Source organism: Streptomyces sp. NPDC002779 (assembly GCF_042888685.1).
Lineage (GTDB): Bacteria > Actinomycetota > Actinomycetes > Streptomycetales > Streptomycetaceae > Streptomyces.
Genome location: NZ_JBIAQC010000024.1, coordinates 1 through 17,666 on the forward strand (window position 1 = coordinate 1; position 17,666 = coordinate 17,666).

15 protein-coding genes are annotated in these 17,666 nt (G+C 71.3%); 10 read left to right on the forward strand and 5 right to left on the reverse strand.

The features are described from left to right. Window positions 1–233: 233 nt before the first annotated feature. Genes fdhD through ACFYW5_RS34735 form a run of 5 tightly spaced genes read right to left on the reverse strand, consistent with a single transcriptional unit; the run spans window position 234 to window position 6,667 of the window. The gene (gene fdhD, locus ACFYW5_RS34715; RefSeq protein WP_389421132.1) at window positions 234–1,082 is read right to left on the reverse strand and encodes a formate dehydrogenase accessory sulfurtransferase FdhD; all 849 of its coding nucleotides are present in this window, start codon (window positions 1,080–1,082) and stop codon (window positions 234–236) included. Window positions 1,083–1,099: 17 nt separating this feature from the next. Beyond that, window positions 1,100–1,960, reverse strand: coding sequence for a 2Fe-2S iron-sulfur cluster-binding protein (locus ACFYW5_RS34720; RefSeq protein WP_389421133.1), 861 nt, complete (start codon window positions 1,958–1,960; stop codon window positions 1,100–1,102). After that, the gene (locus ACFYW5_RS34725; protein ID WP_389421162.1) at window positions 1,957–3,774 is read right to left on the reverse strand and encodes an NADH-ubiquinone oxidoreductase-F iron-sulfur binding region domain-containing protein; all 1,818 of its coding nucleotides are present in this window, start codon (window positions 3,772–3,774) and stop codon (window positions 1,957–1,959) included. The genes ACFYW5_RS34720 and ACFYW5_RS34725 overlap by 4 nt, the downstream gene beginning before the upstream one ends. A 5-nt stretch (window positions 3,775–3,779) precedes the next feature. Continuing rightward, window positions 3,780–5,699, reverse strand: coding sequence for a molybdopterin oxidoreductase family protein (locus ACFYW5_RS34730; protein ID WP_389421134.1), 1,920 nt, complete (start codon window positions 5,697–5,699; stop codon window positions 3,780–3,782). Then, window positions 5,696–6,667, reverse strand: a complete 972-nt coding sequence (locus ACFYW5_RS34735) for a 2-dehydropantoate 2-reductase (RefSeq protein WP_389421135.1) — start codon at window positions 6,665–6,667, stop codon at window positions 5,696–5,698. The genes ACFYW5_RS34730 and ACFYW5_RS34735 overlap by 4 nt, the downstream gene beginning before the upstream one ends. Window positions 6,668–6,936: 269 nt before the next feature. Between ACFYW5_RS34735 and ACFYW5_RS34740 the strand changes: the two genes are divergently transcribed. From ACFYW5_RS34740 to ACFYW5_RS34785, 10 genes are all read left to right on the forward strand, one after another. Then, window positions 6,937–8,274, forward strand: coding sequence for an OFA family MFS transporter (locus tag ACFYW5_RS34740; RefSeq protein WP_389421136.1), 1,338 nt, complete (start codon window positions 6,937–6,939; stop codon window positions 8,272–8,274). Further along, entirely contained in the window at window positions 8,243–8,377 is a 135-nt protein-coding gene (locus tag ACFYW5_RS34745; protein ID WP_389421137.1) for a hypothetical protein, read from the forward strand. Before ACFYW5_RS34740 ends, ACFYW5_RS34745 begins: the two co-directional genes overlap by 32 nt. A 136-nt stretch (window positions 8,378–8,513) precedes the next feature. Beyond that, window positions 8,514–9,452 (forward strand): beta-ketoacyl-ACP synthase III, encoded by a 939-nt coding sequence (locus ACFYW5_RS34750; RefSeq protein ID WP_389421138.1) that lies wholly within the window; start codon window positions 8,514–8,516, stop codon window positions 9,450–9,452. A gap of 156 nt (window positions 9,453–9,608) precedes the next feature. Then, complete coding sequence (locus tag ACFYW5_RS34755) at window positions 9,609–10,286, forward strand: GntR family transcriptional regulator (protein WP_389421139.1); 678 nt, start codon at window positions 9,609–9,611, stop codon at window positions 10,284–10,286. A 168-nt stretch (window positions 10,287–10,454) separates the two neighbouring features. Further along, window positions 10,455–11,636, forward strand: coding sequence for an ROK family protein (locus ACFYW5_RS34760; RefSeq protein ID WP_389421140.1), 1,182 nt, complete (start codon window positions 10,455–10,457; stop codon window positions 11,634–11,636). A gap of 75 nt (window positions 11,637–11,711) precedes the next feature. Next, window positions 11,712–13,229, forward strand: a complete 1,518-nt coding sequence (locus tag ACFYW5_RS34765; RefSeq protein WP_389421141.1) for a sugar ABC transporter ATP-binding protein — start codon at window positions 11,712–11,714, stop codon at window positions 13,227–13,229. Continuing rightward, complete coding sequence (locus tag ACFYW5_RS34770) at window positions 13,226–14,245, forward strand: ABC transporter permease (protein WP_389421142.1); 1,020 nt, start codon at window positions 13,226–13,228, stop codon at window positions 14,243–14,245. Before ACFYW5_RS34765 ends, ACFYW5_RS34770 begins: the two co-directional genes overlap by 4 nt. Before the next feature lie 17 nt (window positions 14,246–14,262). After that, entirely contained in the window at window positions 14,263–15,300 is a 1,038-nt protein-coding gene (locus ACFYW5_RS34775; RefSeq protein ID WP_389421143.1) for a substrate-binding domain-containing protein, read from the forward strand. 168 nt (window positions 15,301–15,468) lie between these two features. After that, on the forward strand, window positions 15,469–16,620 hold the full coding sequence (locus ACFYW5_RS34780; RefSeq protein WP_389421163.1) for a Gfo/Idh/MocA family protein: 1,152 nt from the start codon (window positions 15,469–15,471) through the stop codon (window positions 16,618–16,620). Between the two features lie 13 nt (window positions 16,621–16,633). Then, window positions 16,634–17,632, forward strand: coding sequence for a sugar phosphate isomerase/epimerase family protein (locus ACFYW5_RS34785; protein ID WP_389421144.1), 999 nt, complete (start codon window positions 16,634–16,636; stop codon window positions 17,630–17,632). The last annotated feature ends 34 nt before the right edge of the window (window positions 17,633–17,666 follow it).

The window sequence follows — 17,666 nt, forward strand, 5'->3', positions numbered from 1 at the left end:
AAGCCCATGGGGCTTGCTTGAGCCGGATGCGGGGAAAGCTCGCACGTCCGGTTCTGAGGGGGCCGGGTCACGGCAACGTGACCCGGCTACCCGACCCAACCAAGAGCCACTTAACCCGGGCCACCGGCACAAAGCGCCCGAAGGCGACCGACCCATACAGCAGCGAGACCCCGGGCGGCGCAGGGGGCGCTCCCCGCCGCTCGGGGTCCCGCCGTCGTGCAGCGGGGAACCGTTCAGCCCTGGGCGGCCGCGGCCCGTAGGGCGACGCGGTTCTCGCCCGCGTACACGTTCATGGAGGTGCCCCGCAGGAAGCCCACGAGGGTCAGCCCGGTCTCCGCGGCCAGGTCGACCGCCAGCGAGGAGGGCGCCGACACCGCCGCCAGCACCGGGATCCCGGCCATCACCGCCTTCTGCGCCAGCTCGAAGGAGGCGCGCCCGGAGACCAGCAGGAGTGCGCGGGACAGGGGCAGTTCGCCGTTCTGGAGTGCGCGTCCGACCAGTTTGTCGACCGCGTTGTGCCGCCCGACGTCCTCCCGTATGTCGAGCAGTTCCCCGTCTTCGCTGAACAGGGCCGCCGCGTGCAGCCCTCCGGTGCGGTCGAAGACGCGCTGGGCGGCGCGCAGCCGGTCCGGGAGGCTCGACAGCAGGTCGGGTTCGACGCGGACCGGGGGAGTGTCGGCGATGGGCCAGCGGGCGGTGGTCCGTACGGCGTCCAGGCTGGCCTTGCCGCACAGGCCGCAGGAGGACGTCGTGTAGACGTTGCGCTCCAGGGTGATGTCGGGGATCACCACGCCCGGTGCCGTCTTCACGTCGACCACGTTGTAGGTGTTCGTGCCGTCGGCCGTGGCGCCCGCGCAGTAGACGATGTTCTGGAGTTCTCCCTGCTCCGCGAGGACTCCCTCGCTGACCAGGAACCCGGCGGCGAGCGCGAAGTCGTCGCCGGGGGTGCGCATGGTGATCGCGAGCGGTTTGCCGTTGAGCCGGATCTCCAGGGGTTCCTCGGCGACGAGCGTGTCCGGGCGGGTGGAGACCGCCCCGTCCCGGATCCGGATCACCTTGCGTCGTTCCGTGACTCGTCCCATGTCCCCATCAGCCCCGATCAGTTCCGGTTCTGGACGTGCTGGTAGCCGAAGCGGCCCTTGATGCACAGATTGCCGTGGGTCACCGGGTTGTCGTGCGGCGAGGTGACCTTCACGATCTCATTGTCCTGCACGTGCAGGGTGAGGTTGCAGCCCACTCCGCAGTACGCGCACACCGTGGTCGTCTCGGTCTGCCGGGCCTCGTCCCAGGTACCCGCGGCCCGCATGTCGAACTCGGACTTGAAGGACAGCGCCCCGGTCGGGCACACCTCGATGCAGTTCCCGCAGTACACGCACGCCGAGTCGGTCAGCGGGGCGTCGTGCTCCACCGCGATCCGCGCGTCGAAGCCCCGCCCGGCCACCGAGATCGCGAAGGTGTTCTGCCACTGGTCGCCGCAGGCATCGACGCACTTGTAGCAGAGGATGCACTTGTCGTAGTCGCGCACGTACAGGTCGTTGTCGATCCTGGGTTCCTCGTTCAGCCGGGCCGCGTCCGGGCCGAAGCGGTCCGGTTCGGCCCCGTACTCCTTGATCCACTCGGCGGCCCGCGGTGTCGTCGACAGGTCGACCGAGGAGGCGAGCAGTTCGAGCACCACCTTACGGCTGTGCCGCGCCCGCTCGGTGCCGGTGCGGACCTCCATGCCCGGCTCGGCCTTCCGCGAGCAGGCCGGGACCAGGGTGCGGGCCCCCTCGACCTCGACGACACAGACCCGGCAGGCGTTCTTCGGGCGCAGGGTGTCGCCCTCGCACAGGGTCGGGACGTCCTTCCCGGCGGCCCGGCAGGCGTCCAGGATCGTCGATCCCTCGGGCGCCCGCACGGGCTCCCCGTCGAGGGTGAACTCCAGCAGGCGGCGGGGGATCCCCAGCGGTGTCATGGTCATTCGTACGCCCCCAGGCGGTCGATGGCGGATTCCACGGCGTTCCACGCGGTCTGGCCCAGACCGCAGATCGAGGCGTCCCGCATCGCGCGGCCGACCTCTCTGAGCAGGGCGATGTCCCCGGCGGTCGCCGCGCCCGTGCGCTCGGCGATCCGGTGCAGCGCCTCCTCCTGGCGCACGGTCCCCACCCGGCACGGCACGCACTGCCCGCAGGACTCGTCCCGGAAGAACTCGGCGATCCGCAGCAGCAGCCGGGGCAGCGGGACGGTGTCGTCGAAGGCCATCACCACGCCCGAGCCGAGGGTGGTGCCCGCCTGGCGGGTGCCTTCGAAGGTGAGCGGGATGTCCCGCTCGTCGGGCCGTACGAAGCCGCCCGCGGCGCCGCCCAGCAGCACCGCCCGCAGCCCGTCGCGCACTCCGGCCAGGTCCAGCAGCTCGCCCAGCGTGGCGCCGAAGGGCAGCTCGTAGATCCCGGGCCGCGCCACGCTCCCGGAGACGCAGAACAGCTTCGGCCCGGTGGACTTCGCGGTGCCGATCGCCGCATAGGCCGGGGCGCCCATGGTCAGGATCGGCAACACGTTGACCAGCGTCTCCACGTTGTTCTCCACCGTCGGCTTGCCGAACAGGCCCTTCTCGACGGGGAACGGCGGCTTGGCGCGCGGCTCGCCCCGGTAGCCCTCGATGGAGTTGAACAGGGCCGTCTCCTCACCGCAGATGTAGGCGCCCGCGCCCCTGCGGATCTCGATGTCGAAGGACCAGCCCTGCCCGAGGACGTCGTCGCCGAGCAGCCCGCGCGCGCGGGCCTGGGTGAGGGCGTGCTCCATGCGCGCCAGGGAGCGCGGGTACTCGCCGCGCAGATACAGGTAGCCGCGGTGCGCGCCGGTGGCGTAGGCGGCGACGGTCATCGCCTCGACCAGGGCGTACGGATCGCCCTCCATGATCACGCGGTCCTTGAAGGTGCCCGGCTCGGACTCGTCGGCGTTGCAGACGAGGTAGTGCGGGCGGTCGGGCTGGGACGCCGTCGCCTGCCATTTGCGCCCCGTGGGGAAGGCGGCGCCGCCCCGGCCGACCAGGCCCGAGTCGGTCACCTCGCGGATGACGCCGGCCGGGCCGAGGGCGAAGGCCCGGCGCAGGGCGGTGTAGCCGCCGTGGGCGCGGTAGTCGTCGAGGCTCGTCGGGTCCACGACGCCGATCCTGCTGAGCAGGACGAGGTCCGGGTCCCCGGCCTGGGGGACCGCGAGCGCCGCCGGTGGCTCCTCGGGGGCCGAGTCGGGCGCGGTCGCGGCGAGCACCGCGCCGGGCACGGTGGCCGGCGCCGACACGGCCGTACGCACCGGGTCCCCCGCCCGGACCGCCAGGGCCGCCGGAGCGCGCTCGCACAGGCCCAGGCAGGGGCTGCGTTCGACGTGGACGCCGGGGCCGAGGCCGCTCCCGACGCCGGCGCACAGGCCGGCCGCGCCCGCCGCCGCGCAGGCCAGGTCGGTGCAGATGTGCAGGACGGTCGCGGGGCGGGGCTTGACCGAGAACATGGCGTAGAAGGTGGCGACGCCGTACGCCTCGGCGGGCGGCACCGTCAGGCGGCGGCACAGGTAGTCCAGGGCGCCGTCGCTGATCCAGCCGATCCGGTCGTTGAGGGCGTGCAGCCCCGGCAGCAGCAGGTCCCGGCGGTCGCGGGCCGCGCGTCCGCCGCGCGCCCACCTGAGGTCCGCGTCGGAGCGGTCGGCGCCCTCCCAGGAGGACTCGGGCGGGCCCAGCAGGGCGTCGACGGCGGCCCGTTCGTCGTCCGTCGGTTTGCTGTCGCCGAAGTGCAGGTCCACTTGCGTCACCTCACGATGGTCGCGACGGGGAGCTTGTCGATCCGGATCGCCGATGCCTTGAACTCCGCCGTCCCCGCGATCGGGCAGTTGGCCTCGATCGTCAGCTGGTTGGTGTCCACCTCGTCGGGAAAGTGCATGGTCATGAAGGCGAGACCGGGGCGGAGCGCGGTGTCGATCCACACCGGTGCGACCACGGCTCCCCGGCGTGAGGTCACCCGGACCTCCTCGCCCACCACGACCCCGTAGCGCTCGGCGTCCTCCGGGCACAGCTCGACGTACTCGCCGCGCCGCATGGGGGAGGCGAAACTGCCGCTCTGCACGCCGGTGTTGTAGGAGTCCAGGCGCCGTCCGGTGGTGAGCCGGATCGGGTACCGCTCGTCGGTGAGGTCGACCGGCGGATCGTGCTGGACCAGCCCGAAGGGCGCCGGGCGGCCCCTGCGGGCGCGGTCCGCGTGCCACAACCTGCCGTGCAGGTAGGGCGGTTCGACTTCCTCGGTGCTGGGGCACGGCCACTGGATGCCCTGCTGCTCCGCCAGGCGTGCGTACGTCATCCCGTAGTGGTCCGGGGAGAGGGACCTGAGCTCGTTCCAGACCGCCTCGGCGTCGGCGTACTTCCACGCGTGGCCGAGCCGTGCGGCCAGTTCGCAGATGATGTCGATGTCGTCGCGCGCCTCGCCGGGCGGGGTGAGCGCCGGGCGCACCCGCTGGACCCGCCGCTCGCTGTTGGTGGTGGTGCCGTCGGTCTCGGCCCATCCGGCGGTCGCGGGCAGCACGACGTCCGCGAGCTCGGCCGTCTTGGTCAGGAAGATGTCCTGGACGACCAGGAAGTCCAGTTGGCGCAGGCGCCGTACGGCCTGGTCGCTGTCGGCCTCCGACTGCGCCGGGTTCTCGCCGATGCAGTAGACGGCCTTGAGCGTGCCCTCCTCCATCGCCTCGAACATCTCGGTGAGGTTCAGTCCGTGGTGCGGCTGGATGACGGTGTCCCACGCCGACTCGAACCTCGTCCGGGAGGCGGGGTCGAGGATGTCCTGGAAGCCGGGCAGCCGGTTGGGGATGGCGCCCATGTCGCCGCCGCCCTGGACGTTGTTCTGGCCGCGCAAGGGCTGCAACCCGCTGCCGTAGCGGCCCACATGGCCGGTCAGCAGGGACAGGTTGATCAGCGCGCGGACGTTGTCGGTGCCGTTGTGGTGCTCGGTGATGCCGAGGGTCCAGCACAACTGGGCGCGCTCGGCGCGGGCGTAGGCGTGCGCCAGCTCCTTGATGGCCTGGGCGGGTACGCCCGTCACCTTCTCGGCGAGCGAGAGCGTCCAGGGCTCGACGAGGGCCCGGTACTCCTCGAAGCCGCTGGTCGCCCGCTCGATGAACGGCTCGTTGGCGAGGCCCGCGTGGATGATCTCGCGACCGACCGCGTGGGCGAGCGGGATGTCGGTGCCGACGTTCAGCCCCATCCAGCTCTCCGCCCACTCGGCGGTGGAGGTGCGGCGCGGGTCGACGGCGTACATCCGGGCGCCGTTCCTGATGCCCTTGAGCACGTGCTGGAAGAAGATCGGGTGCGCGAAGCGGGCGTTGGAGCCCCACATCACGATGACGTCGGTGTGCTCGATCTCCTCGTAGGAGGAGGTCCCGCCGCCGGAGCCGAAGGCCGCCGACAGGCCCGCCACGCTCGGGGCGTGACAGGTGCGGTTGCAGGAGTCGACGTTGTTGGTGCCCATGACGACCCGGGCGAACTTCTGGGCCACGTAGTTCATCTCGTTGGTGGCGCGGGCGCAGGAGAACATGCCGAACGTGCCGCGGTTGCGCCCGATGCCCGCCGCCGCACGCTCCAGGGCCTCCTCCCAACTCGCCTGCCGCAGGGGCTCGTCGCGGGAGTCCCGGACGAGCGGGTGGGTGAGCCGGGTGTAGGTCTTCGGTTGCCGTTTCCTCATGCGGCGCTCCTCAATGCGAGCAGGTCCGAGATGGCGTGCACGGTGCGCAGGGTGGGCACCGGAACGCCGGTGATCTCCGCCAGCTCGACGACCGCCGCGAGGAGCACGTCGAGTTCGAGCGGCTTGCCGCGCTCCAGGTCCTGGAGCGTGGAGGTGCGGTGGTCGCCGACCTTCTCGGCGCCGGCCATCCGGCGTTCGATGGAGACGCCCACCTCGCAGCCGAGGGCCTCGGCGACGGCGAGCGTCTCGGCCATCATGGTCTCGATCACCTTGCGGGTGCCGCCGTGCCGGCACATCTGCCGCATGGTGGCGCGGGCCAGCGCGCTGATCGGGTTGAAGGAGATGTTGCCGAGCAGCTTGAGCCAGATGTCGTTGCGCAGATCGGGCTCCACCGGGCACTTCAGTCCGCCGGCCCGCATGGCCTCGCCGAACGCCAGACAGCGCGGGGAGATGCTCCGGTCGGGCTCGCCGATGGAGAACCGGGTGCCTTCCAAGTGCCGTACGACGCCCGGGCCTTCGAGTTCGGTGGCCGCGTAGACGACACAGCCGACGGCCCGTTCGGGCGCGAGCACCGCACTGACCGTGCCGCCCGGGTCGACGCTCTCCACGCGATGGCCGTCGTGGGGGCCGCCGTGCCGGTGGAAGTACCACCAGGGGATGCCGTTCTGGGCCGCGATCACCGCGGTCGCGTCGTGCAGCAGGGGCTCGATCAGCGGCCCGCACGCCGCGTACGAGTTGGCCTTCAGGCCCAGGAACACATAGTCGACCGGGCCGATCTCGGCGGGGTCGTCGGTGGCCCGGGCACGGGCGGTGAAATCGCCGCGCGGGCTGAGCACCCGCACGCCGTGCTGCCGCATGGCCGCCAGATGCGGTCCACGGGCGACGAGATGCACATCGGCGCCCGCGCGGTGGAGCGCGGCACCGACATAGGCGCCGATCGCACCGGCGCCGAGGACTGCGACTTTCATACGGGGGAGCTCCGTTCGGTCGAGGGATACCGCGGAGATGGGGACAGTGCCGAGAAGTGCCGACACTCTGTCGACGAAATATTGTCTACAGTATGCTTGTTGGGGCGGCAAGGGTGCGGGCAAGGTCGGGGCGTGGGTTCGGGGGCACGGGTCGGTGCCGAACCGGAAACCGGTCGCTCCGACCGTTCGTCGCGCCCGGAATACCGCTCACCGCAGACGGTCGACGCGTCGCTTCTCAACTCCGCCGCCGGTTCCTACCGTTCTGGATCATGAGTCCCCCCGTCGCGCCGCCGGGCTGGAGCCGCTGGCTGGTTCCCCCCGCCGCTCTCTCGGTCCACCTCTCCATCGGCCAGGCCTACGCCTGGTCCGTGTTCAAACCGCCCCTGGAATCCGCGCTCGGCCTCAGCGGCACGCAGAGCGCCCTCCCCTTCCAGCTGGGCATCGTCATGCTGGGCCTGTCCGCCGCGTTCGGCGGCACGCTCGTCGAACGCAACGGCCCGCGCTGGGCGATGACCGTCGCCCTGTGCTGCTTCTCGTCCGGCTTCCTGCTCTCCGCACTCGGCGCGGCCACCGAGCAGTACTGGCTGATCGTCCTCGGCTACGGCTTCGTCGGCGGGATCGGCCTCGGCATCGGCTACATCTCACCCGTCTCCACGCTGATCAAGTGGTTCCCGGACCGGCCTGGCATGGCCACCGGCATCGCCATCATGGGCTTCGGCGGCGGCGCGCTGATCGCCTCCCCGTGGTCCGCGCAGATGCTGGAGTCCTTCGGCAGCGACTCCTCCGGGATCGCCCTCGCCTTCCTGGTGCACGGCCTGTCGTACGCGGTGTTCATGTCGCTGGGTGTCCTCCTGGTCAGGGTGCCGCGCACCGAACCCGGGAGGCGGGGCACCGAGACGGTCACCCCCGCCGGCCCGCAGGTGACCGCGAACCAGGCCGTCCGCACCCCCCAGTTCTGGTGCCTGTGGGTCGTGCTCTGCATGAACGTGACCGCGGGCATCGGCATCCTGGAGAAGGCCGCACCGATGATCACCGACTTCTTCGCGGACACCTCGACAACGGTGTCAGCGACCGCCGCGGCCGGTTTCGTCGCCCTGCTGTCGGCCGCCAACATGGCCGGCCGCATCGGCTGGTCCTCCACCTCCGACCTGATCGGGCGGAAGAACATCTACCGCCTCTACCTGGGCGCCGGCGCGCTGATGTACGCCGCCATCGCCCTGTTCGGCGACTCCTCGAAGCCGCTGTTCATCCTGTGCGCCCTGGTGATCCTCTCCTTCTACGGCGGCGGCTTCGCGACGATCCCCGCCTATCTGAAGGACCTCTTCGGCACCCACCAGGTCGGCGCGATCCACGGCCGGCTGCTCACCGCCTGGTCCACCGCCGGCGTCCTCGGACCGCTGATCGTGAACTGGATCGCCGACCGCCAGGAGGCGGCGGGCCGAACCGGTGCCTCGCTGTACGGCCTGTCCTTCGTCATCATGATCGGCCTGCTGGTCGTCGGCCTCGTCGCCAATGAACTGGTCCGGCCCGTCCATCCCCGCCACCACATCCCCGCACCCCGGCAGGAGGCCGCCGATGCCGCACGACAGCAGCCAGAGTCCGCCTGACCGGCGCGCACTGATCGCCTTCGCCTGGCTGTGGGTGGGGGCACCGCTCTGCTACGGGCTCTACGAACTCGTCCGGAAGGCGACGCAGCTGTTCACCGGGTAGCTGTCACGGCGTCCCAGGGGCTGACCGAAGCCGACAACCCGGGCGCCCGATTCCTGTGACTTCACCTGCCGCCGTACCGGTGAGTCACTGATCAGACTGGTGGATCCCGCTACCCGAGCAATGAGGGGACCATCCGATGAACGGCTCGCGCATCGCCGCGCTCGGCCATTACCAGCCGGCCAGGGTACTCACCAACGAGGACCTGGCCGGCATGGTCGACACCAGCGACGAGTGGATCACGTCGCGGGTGGGCATCCGCACCCGCCACATCGCCGGGCCCGACGAACCCGTGGACGAGCTGGCCGCGCACGCCGCCGCGAAGGCGCTCGCGGCGGCGGGCCTCACCCCGGCCGACATCGACCTGGTGCTGGTGGCCACCTCCACCGCCGTCGACCGCTCCCCGAACATGGCCGCGCGCGTCGCCGCCCGGCTCGGCATCCCCTCGCCCGCCGCCATGGACGTCAACGTCGTCTGCGCCGGTTTCACCCACGCCCTGGCCACCGCCGACCACGCCGTCCGCGCGGACGCCGCCACCCGGGCCCTGGTGATCGGCGCCGACAAGATGTCCGACGTGACCGACTGGACCGACCGCACGACCTGTGTGCTCGTCGGCGACGGCGCGGGGGCCGCCGTCGTGGAGGCGTCCGAGGAGCCCGGCATCGGACCGGTGCTGTGGGGATCGGTGCCCGAGATGGGGCACGCCGTACGGATCGAGGGGACGCCGTCGCGGTTCGCGCAGGAGGGGCAGAGCGTCTACCGCTGGGCCACCACCCAGCTGCCGTCCGTCGCCCGGCGGGCCTGCGAGCGGTCCGGGCTCGCCCCCGCCGACCTCGCCGCGGTCGTGCTGCACCAGGCCAACCTGCGGATCATCGAACCCCTCGCGCAGAAGATCGGCGCGGTGAACGCCGTGGTGGCCAAGGACGTCTCCGACTCCGGGAACACCTCCGCCGCGAGCATCCCGCTGGCCTTCTCCAAGCTGGTCGAGCGCGGCGAGATCACCACCGGCGACCCGGTCCTGCTGTTCGGCTTCGGCGGGAACCTCTCCTACGCCGGTCAGGTCGTCCGCTGCCCGTGACGCCGGGTCCGGCACGGCCGGCTCCCGCCCGGGTGCCCAGGCCTACCCGCGGTGTGACAAGGCCAACTCCCCCTGTCCCTGGCCCTGGAGCGCCGTAGACTGTAGACGAAAGACAATCCATACTGTGCTGTCCGACGGCTCTGGAGGGGGACCGCGATGTTGTCGACAGGACTTCCGCAGGGGGCGGTGCCCAAGCTCGAACGGCCCGGGCCGCTGCGGGACCGTGTCTACGAGGCCCTGCTCGAACTGATCACCACCCGCGCCCTGCGCCCCGGCCAGCATCTGGTCGAGAGTGAACTCGCCGGTCATCTGGGGGTGTCCCGGCAGCCGGTGCGCGAGGCGCTGCAACGCCTGAACACCGAGGGCTGGGTCGATCTGCGGCCCGCCCAGGGCGCCTTCGTGCACGAGCCCACCGAGGAGGAGGCCGACCAGCTCCTCACCGTGCGCACCCTGCTGGAGGCCGAGGCGGCCCGGCTCGCCGCCGCCAACGCCGGAGCCGCCGGGATCGCGGCCCTGGAGGAGCTGTGCGCCGAGGGCGAGCGCGCGGTGGAGGCGGACGACGTGGACGGTGCCGTCGCCATCAACGCCCGCTTCCACGCCAAGGTCATGGAACTCGCGGGCAACGCCGTCCTCGCCGAACTCGCCGCCCAGGTCGACCGCCGGGTGCGCTGGTACTACACGCCGGTGGCCCGGCAGCGCGGGCAGCAGTCCTGGATCGAGCACCGCGGGCTGATCGCGGCGATCTCCGAGCGCGACCAGCAGCGCGCCACCGCGCTCATGCGCGAACACACCGAGCACACCCGCACCTCTTACCACGCCCGCCAGCGGTCCTGACGGCGCCGCGGAGCCGAGGTGGACACCACCCGGCTTTGTCCTCTCAGAGGCAGAAGTCGTCGCTAATTCGTGCACAGATTCTTCCCAGCCACGGCAGCCGCTGCTACGTTCCCCTCGAAAGCCCGGCAACCGGTGGCCGAAACAGGCGGGGAGGGGCACGTGAGACGTATGACGGCGCGACCCGCGAACGCCCATCAGGCCCGGCTGCTGAAGCTGTTGCGCGACGGGGGACCCAACTCCCGTGCGCAGCTGGGTGATCAGATCGACCTGTCGCGGTCCAAGCTGGCCGTGGAGGTGGACCGGCTGCTGGAGACGGGCCTGGTCGTGGCCGACGGACTCGCCGCCTCGCGCGGCGGCCGGCGCTCCCACAACATCCGGCTCAACCCGGGGCTCCGCTTCCTCGGCGTCGACATCGGCGCGACCTCGGTCGACGTCGCCGTCACCAACGCCGAGCTGGAGATCCTCGGCCACCTCAACCACCCCATGGACGTGCGCGAAGGCCCGGTCGCGGTCTTCGAACAGGCCCTCGCCATGGCCGCCAAGCTGCGGGCGACCGGTCTCGCGGAGGGGTACGACGGCGCCGGCATCGGCGTCCCGGGCCCGGTCCGCTTCCCCGAGGGCGTCCCGGTCGCGCCGCCGATCATGCCGGGCTGGGACGGCTTCCCGGTCAGGGAGGCGCTCAGCCAGGAGCTCGGCTGCCCGGTCATGGTCGACAACGACGTGAACCTGATGGCGATGGGGGAGCAGCACGCGGGCGTCGCACGTTCCGTGAACGACTTCCTCTGCGTCAAGATCGGCACCGGCATCGGCTGCGGCATCGTCGTCGGCGGCGGTGTTCACCGCGGTACGACGGGCAGCGCCGGCGACATCGGGCACATCCAGGCGGTGCCCGACGGCAGGCCCTGCGCCTGCGGCAACCGGGGCTGCCTGGAGGCCCACTTCAGCGGGGCGGCCCTCGCCCGGGACGCCCTGGAGGCGGCCCAGCAGGGGCGTTCGGCCGAACTCGCCGCACGCCTGGAGGCCAGCGGCGGACTCAGCGCCGTCGACGTCGCCGCCGCGGCCGCCGCGGGCGACGCCACCGCCCTCGACCTGATCCGCGAGGGCGGCAACCGTACCGGCCAGGTCATCGCCGGTCTGGTCAGCTTCTTCAACCCGGGCCTGGTGGTGATCGGCGGCGGGGTGACCGGCCTCGGCCACACCCTGCTCGCCGCGATCCGCACCCAGGTCTACCGCCAGTCGCTGCCGCTGGCGACCGGCAACCTGCCCATCGTGCTGGGGGAGCTGGGCCCCACCGCCGGAGTCATCGGCGCGGCCCGGCTCATCAGCGACCACCTGTTCTCACCCGCGTAGGCCCACTCGCTCACCGGCACGTCCCGTTGCTTCGCCCTGCCCTGAACCGGCCCGCACGCCCGCCAAGGGGAGCCCATGGCACCAGAACCACCGCTGCTCAGCATGTCCGGCATCACCAAGTCCTTCCCCGGTGTCCGGGCCCTTGACGGAGTCGACCTCGACGTCCAGGCCGGCGAGGTGCACTGTCTGCTCGGCCAGAACGGGGCCGGGAAGTCCACCCTGATCAAGGTCCTGGCCGGTGCCCACCAGCCCGACACCGGCACCATCCGCTGGCGCGGCGAGGACGTCACCCTGCGCTCCCCGATCGCCGCCATGCGCCTGGGCATCGCCACCATCTACCAGGAACTCGACCTGGTGGAGCACCTGTCGGTGGCCGAGAACGTGTACCTCGGCCACGAACCGACGGCCGCCGGTTTCGTCGTACGCCGCGGGACCGCCCGCACGCGGACCGCGCAGATGCTCCAGCGGCTCGGGCACCCGGAGATCGAACCGGGGCGGCTGGTCGGGGAGTTGTCCGCGGCCCAGCAGCAGATCGTCTCCATGGCGCGGGCGCTCTCCCACGACGTACGGCTGATCGTGATGGACGAGCCGTCCGCCGCCCTGGACCCCGACGAGGTCGACAACCTCTTCCGGATCGTCGGCGACCTGACCGCTGACGGGGTCGCCGTCGTCTACATCTCGCACCGGCTGGAGGAGATCCGGCGCATCGGCGACCGGGTGACCGTGCTCAAGGACGGCCGGGCCGTCGCGGTGGGGCTGCCGGCGAAGTCGACGCCCACCCGGGATGTCGTGGCGCTGATGACGGGCCGCAACGTCGAGTACGTCTTCCCCGACCGGCCCGTGGGCGTGGCGGCCGGCCCGCCCGTGCTCCAGGTCCAAGGGCTGGCCCGCGAGGGCGAGTTCGCGCCACTGGACCTGGAGGTGCGGCCCGGGGAGATCGTCGGGCTCGCCGGACTCGTCGGCTCGGGCCGATCCGAGATCCTGGAGACGATCTACGGGGCGCGCAAGCCCTCGGCCGGGCAAGTCCTCGTGGACGGGCGGGCGTTGCGGCCGGGCAGCGTGCGTGCCGCCGTCCGGGCCGGACTCGGGCTCGCCCCCGAGGAACGCAAGGCGCAGGCCCTGCTGATGCTGGAGTCCGTCACCCGCAATGTCTCGGTCTCCTCCATGTCCCGCTTCGCGCGCGCCGGCTGGATCGACCGGGGCGCCGAACTGGGCGCCGCGCGGGCCGCCACGCGCGAGCTGTCACTGCGGCCCGACAACCCAGCCGTGCCCGTACGCACCCTGTCCGGCGGCAACCAGCAAAAGGCCGTCCTCGCCCGCTGGCTGCTGCGCGGCTGCCGGGTGCTGCTCCTGGACGAACCCACCCGCGGCGTCGACGTCGGCGCCCGCGCCGAGCTCTACGCGGTGGTCCGGCGCCTCGCCGACGAAGGACTCGCCGTGCTGCTCGTCTCCAGCGAGGTGCCCGAGGTGCTGGGCCTCGCCGACCGTGTCCTGGTCCTGCGCGAAGGGCGCGTCGTGCACACCGCGTCCGCCCGCGACCTGGACGAACACCGTGTCCTCGACCTCGTCATGGAAGGAAGCCCGGCGTCATGACGCAGCACGCGTCCCCACCGAGGGACAGCACCGGCAAGACCGCACCCGCGGCCGAACCCCCCGCCTGGCGGGGCATGATGGCCCGCGCCGACGTCCGCACCCTCTCCCTGCTCGGGGTGCTCGCCGCGCTCGTCGTCATCGGCGGCATCACCAAGCCGGACGAGTTCCTCGACACCCGCAACCTCCAACTCGTCCTCACCCAGGCCTCCGTCATCGGTGTCGTCACCGTCGGCATGACCTTCGTCATCACCTCCGGCGGCATCGACCTGTCGGTCGGCGCGATCGTCGCCCTGGCCTCGGTATGGGCGACCACGGTGGCGACGCAGGACTACGGCTTCGGCGGCGTCCTGTTCACCTCGGTCCTGGTCGGCGTCGGCTGCGGCCTGGTCAACGGCCTGCTCATCGCGTACGGCGGGATGGTGCCGTTCATCGCGACGCTCGCCATGCTCGCCTCGGCGCGCGGCCTCGCCCTGCAGATCACCGACGGCAAGACCCAGATCGTCACCATCCCCAGCATCCTCGACCTCGGCGAACGCGACGCCTACGTCCTCGGCATCCCGCCGCTCGTCATGGTCTTCGCCGTCGTCACCGTCATCGGCTGGCTGATCCTGAACCGCACCACCTTCGGCCGCCGCACGGTCGCCGTCGGCGGCAACTCCGAGGCCGCCCGGCTCGCCGGCATCGATGTCCGCCGCCAGCGCCTCTACCTCTATCTGCTGTCCGGCCTGTGCTGCGGCATCGCCGCCTTCCTGCTGATCATCCTGTCCGGATCGGGACAGAACACCAACGGCAACCTCTACGAACTCGACGCCATCGCCGCCGCGATCATCGGCGGCACGCTGCTCAGCGGCGGCCGCGGCACCATCACCGGCTCCGTGCTCGGCGTCCTGATCTTCACCACGATCACCAACATCTTCGCCCTGAACAACCTGCAGAGCGACGTCCAGCAGATCGCCAAGGGCGCGATCATCGTCGCCGCCGTGCTGGTCCAGCGCCGTACCGCGAGCACGACCTGAGGAAAGGGTTCACCGCCATGCCAGAGTTCACCAGCCGTAGAGGACTGCTCTTCGGGACCGCCGCCGTCGGAGCGGGTGCCCTGCTCGCGGGCTGCACCAGCAACGAGTCCGACGACGAACCGGCCGCCAGCGACCAGCCGGCCGCCGACGACAAGCCCGGCAAGCCCGTCACCATCGGCTTCGCCGGCCCCCAGGCCGACCACGGCTGGCTCAACGCCATCAACGACAACGCCAAGAACCGGGCGAAGAAGTACTCCGACGTCACCCTGGAGATCACCGAGGGCTCCAACGACACCGCCCAGCAGATCGGCCAGATCGAGACGCTGATCAACAAGAAGGTCGACGTCCTGGTGATCCTGCCGGCCGACGGCAAGGCGCTCACCCAGGTCGGCCTGAAGGCGATGCGGGCGGGCATCCCCGTCGTCAACCTTGACCGCATCTTCAACTCCCCGCAGGCGTACCGCTGCTGGATCGGCGGCGACAACTACGGCATGGGCCTCAACGCCGGCCACTACATCGGGGAGAAGCTCAAGGGCAAGTCCGGGGCGCGGGTGATCGAACTGGCGGGCCTGGACAACCTGGAGCTCACCCAGCAGCGCACCAAGGGCTTCGACGACGCCCTGAAGAACTACCCCAACATCAAGAAAGTGGCCCGCCAGGCCGCCGAGTTCACGGTCGAGTCGGGGCAGGCCAAGATGGCCCAGCTGCTGCAGGCACAGTCGAATTTCGACGCGCTGTGGAACCACGACGACGACCAGGGCGTGGGCGCGCTGCGCGCCATCGAGCAGGCCGGACGCGACGACTTCCTGATGGTCGGCGGCGCGGGCGCGCTCTCCGCGTTCCAGGCCATCAAGCAGGACGACGGCGTCCTCAAGGCGACGGTCCTCTACCCGCCGACGATGGCCGCCTCCGCGATCGACCTGGCCCGCGCGCTCGGCCAGGGCAAGGGAGTCGGCGGTCTCGCCGAGTTCGAGATCCCGGCCTCGCTGACCCTGTACTCGGCCGTCGTCGACAAGGACAACGTCGACCAGTACATGCCCACCGGCTTCAAGTAGGCCGTGCCGTGCGCCGGACGCCACTCCCACGAGTTCGAGGAGGACACTCACATGTCAGAAGGGCCTGAGGTGGATCCGGAGGTGAATCCGGAGGTGGACCCTGGGGTGAACCCTGAGGTGGATCCTGGGGCGAATCCTGGGGTGGAGAAGCCGCCGCTTCGGATCGGCATGGTCGGCTACGCCTTCATGGGCGCCGCACACTCCCAGGGGTGGCGCACAGCGGGGCGCGTCTTCGACCTGCCCCGGCGGCCCGTGCTGGCCGCGATCTGCGGACGGGACGCGGCGGCGGTGCGCGCGGCGGCCGACCGGCACGGATGGGCGGCGGCCGAGACCGACTGGCGTGCGCTGATCGCCCGGGACGATGTCGACCTCGTCGACATCTGCACCCCCGGCGACAGCCACGCCGAGATCGCCGTCGCCGCCCTCGCCGCGGGCAAGCACGTCCTGTGCGAGAAGCCTCTGGCCAACACGGTCGAGGAGGCCTCGGTGATGGCCCGCGCCTCCGAAGAGGCTTTCGCACGCGGTCACTTGGCGATGGTCGGGTTCAACTACCGCCGGGTGCCCGCGACCGCCCTCGCCCGGCGGATGGTCGCCGAGGGGCGGATCGGCAGGCTGCGGCATGTGCGGGTGACGTACCTCCAGGACTGGCTGGTGGACGCCGGCTTCCCGCTGACCTGGCGGCTGCGCAGGGAGTACGCGGGTTCGGGCTCGCTCGGCGACCTCGGGTCGCACATCGTGGACCTCGCGCAGTACGTGGCGGGGGAGCAGCTGGCCGGGGTTTCCGCCCTCACCGAGACCTTCGTACGTGAACGGCCACTGCCGGGCGGTGCCGTGCAGGGGCTGTCCGCCGTCTCGGCCGACGGGGACACCGGCCAGGTCACCGTGGACGACGCGGCCCTGTTCACCGCCCGCTTCACCTCCGGCGCCGTCGCCTCCTTCGAGGCGACCCGCTACGCCACCGGGCGCAAGAACGCCCTGCGCCTCGAACTCAACGGCGAGAACGGCTCGTTGGCCTTCGACCTGGAACGGCTCAACGAACTCTCCTACCACGACGGCACGGAGCCCGCGGCCCAGGGCGGCTTCCGCCGCATCCTCGTCACCGAGCCCGAACACCCCTACCTGGACGCCTGGTGGCCGCCGGGCCACGGCCTCGGCTACGAGCACACCTTCGTCCACCAGGCCCGCGACCTCGTCCACGCCATCGCCGAGGGCCGGCAGCCCGACCCCTCCTTCGCCGACGGGCTCCAGGTGCAGCGCGTCCTCGCGGCGGTGGAGGAGAGCGCCGAGAAGAACTCCGTCTACACCCCCATAGCGGTCTGAGGAGGCCCTGGTCATGCCGCGCACCTTCACGCTCTTCACCGGTCAGTGGGCCGATCTTCCGCTGGAGGAGGTCTGCCGTCTGGCCCGCGACTTCGGTTACGACGGTCTCGAACTCGCCTGCTGGGGCGATCACTTCGAGGTCGACAAGGCCCTGTCCGACCCCTCGTATCTCGATGCGCGGCATCAGCTGCTGGAGAAGTACGGCCTGAAGTGCTGGGCGATCTCCAACCACCTGACCGGGCAGGCGGTCTGCGACGCCATCATCGACGAACGCCACCAGGCGATCCTGCCCGGCGCGGTGTGGGGCGACGGCGATCCGGAAGGGGTGCGGCAGCGGGCGGCGGAGCGGATGAAGGACACCGCCAGGGCCGCGGCCGCCTTCGGTGTGGACACCGTCATCGGCTTCACCGGTTCGGCGATCTGGCATCTGGTGGCGATGTTCCCGCCCGCGCCCGAGTCGATGATCGAGCGCGGTTACGAGGACTTCGCGCAGCGCTGGAACCCGATCCTGGACGTCTTCGACGCCGAGGGCGTCCGCTTCGCCCACGAGGTCCACCCCAGCGAGATCGCCTACGACTACTGGACCACCCAGCGCGCGTTGAAGGCGGTCGGGCACCGTCCGGCCTTCGGCCTGAACTTCGACCCCTCGCACTTCGTGTGGCAGGACCTGGACCCGGTCGGTTTCCTCTACGACTTCCGGGACCGGATCTACCACGTGGACTGCAAGGAGGCCCGCAAGCGCCTCGACGGCCGCAACGGCCGCCTGGGCTCCCACCTGCCCTGGGGCGACCCGCGCCGCGGCTGGGACTTCGTCTCCGCCGGCCACGGCGACGTCCCCTGGGAGGACGTCTTCCGGATGCTGCGCTCCATCGACTACCAGGGGCCGATCTCGGTGGAGTGGGAGGACGCGGGCATGGACCGCCTCCAGGGCGCCCCGGAGGCACTGGCCCGCCTGAAGGCCTACGACTTCGACCCCCCGTCGGCCTCCTTCGACGCCGCCTTCGGCAACTGACGCCGACACCACTGTCATCACCGGCCGAGGAGGG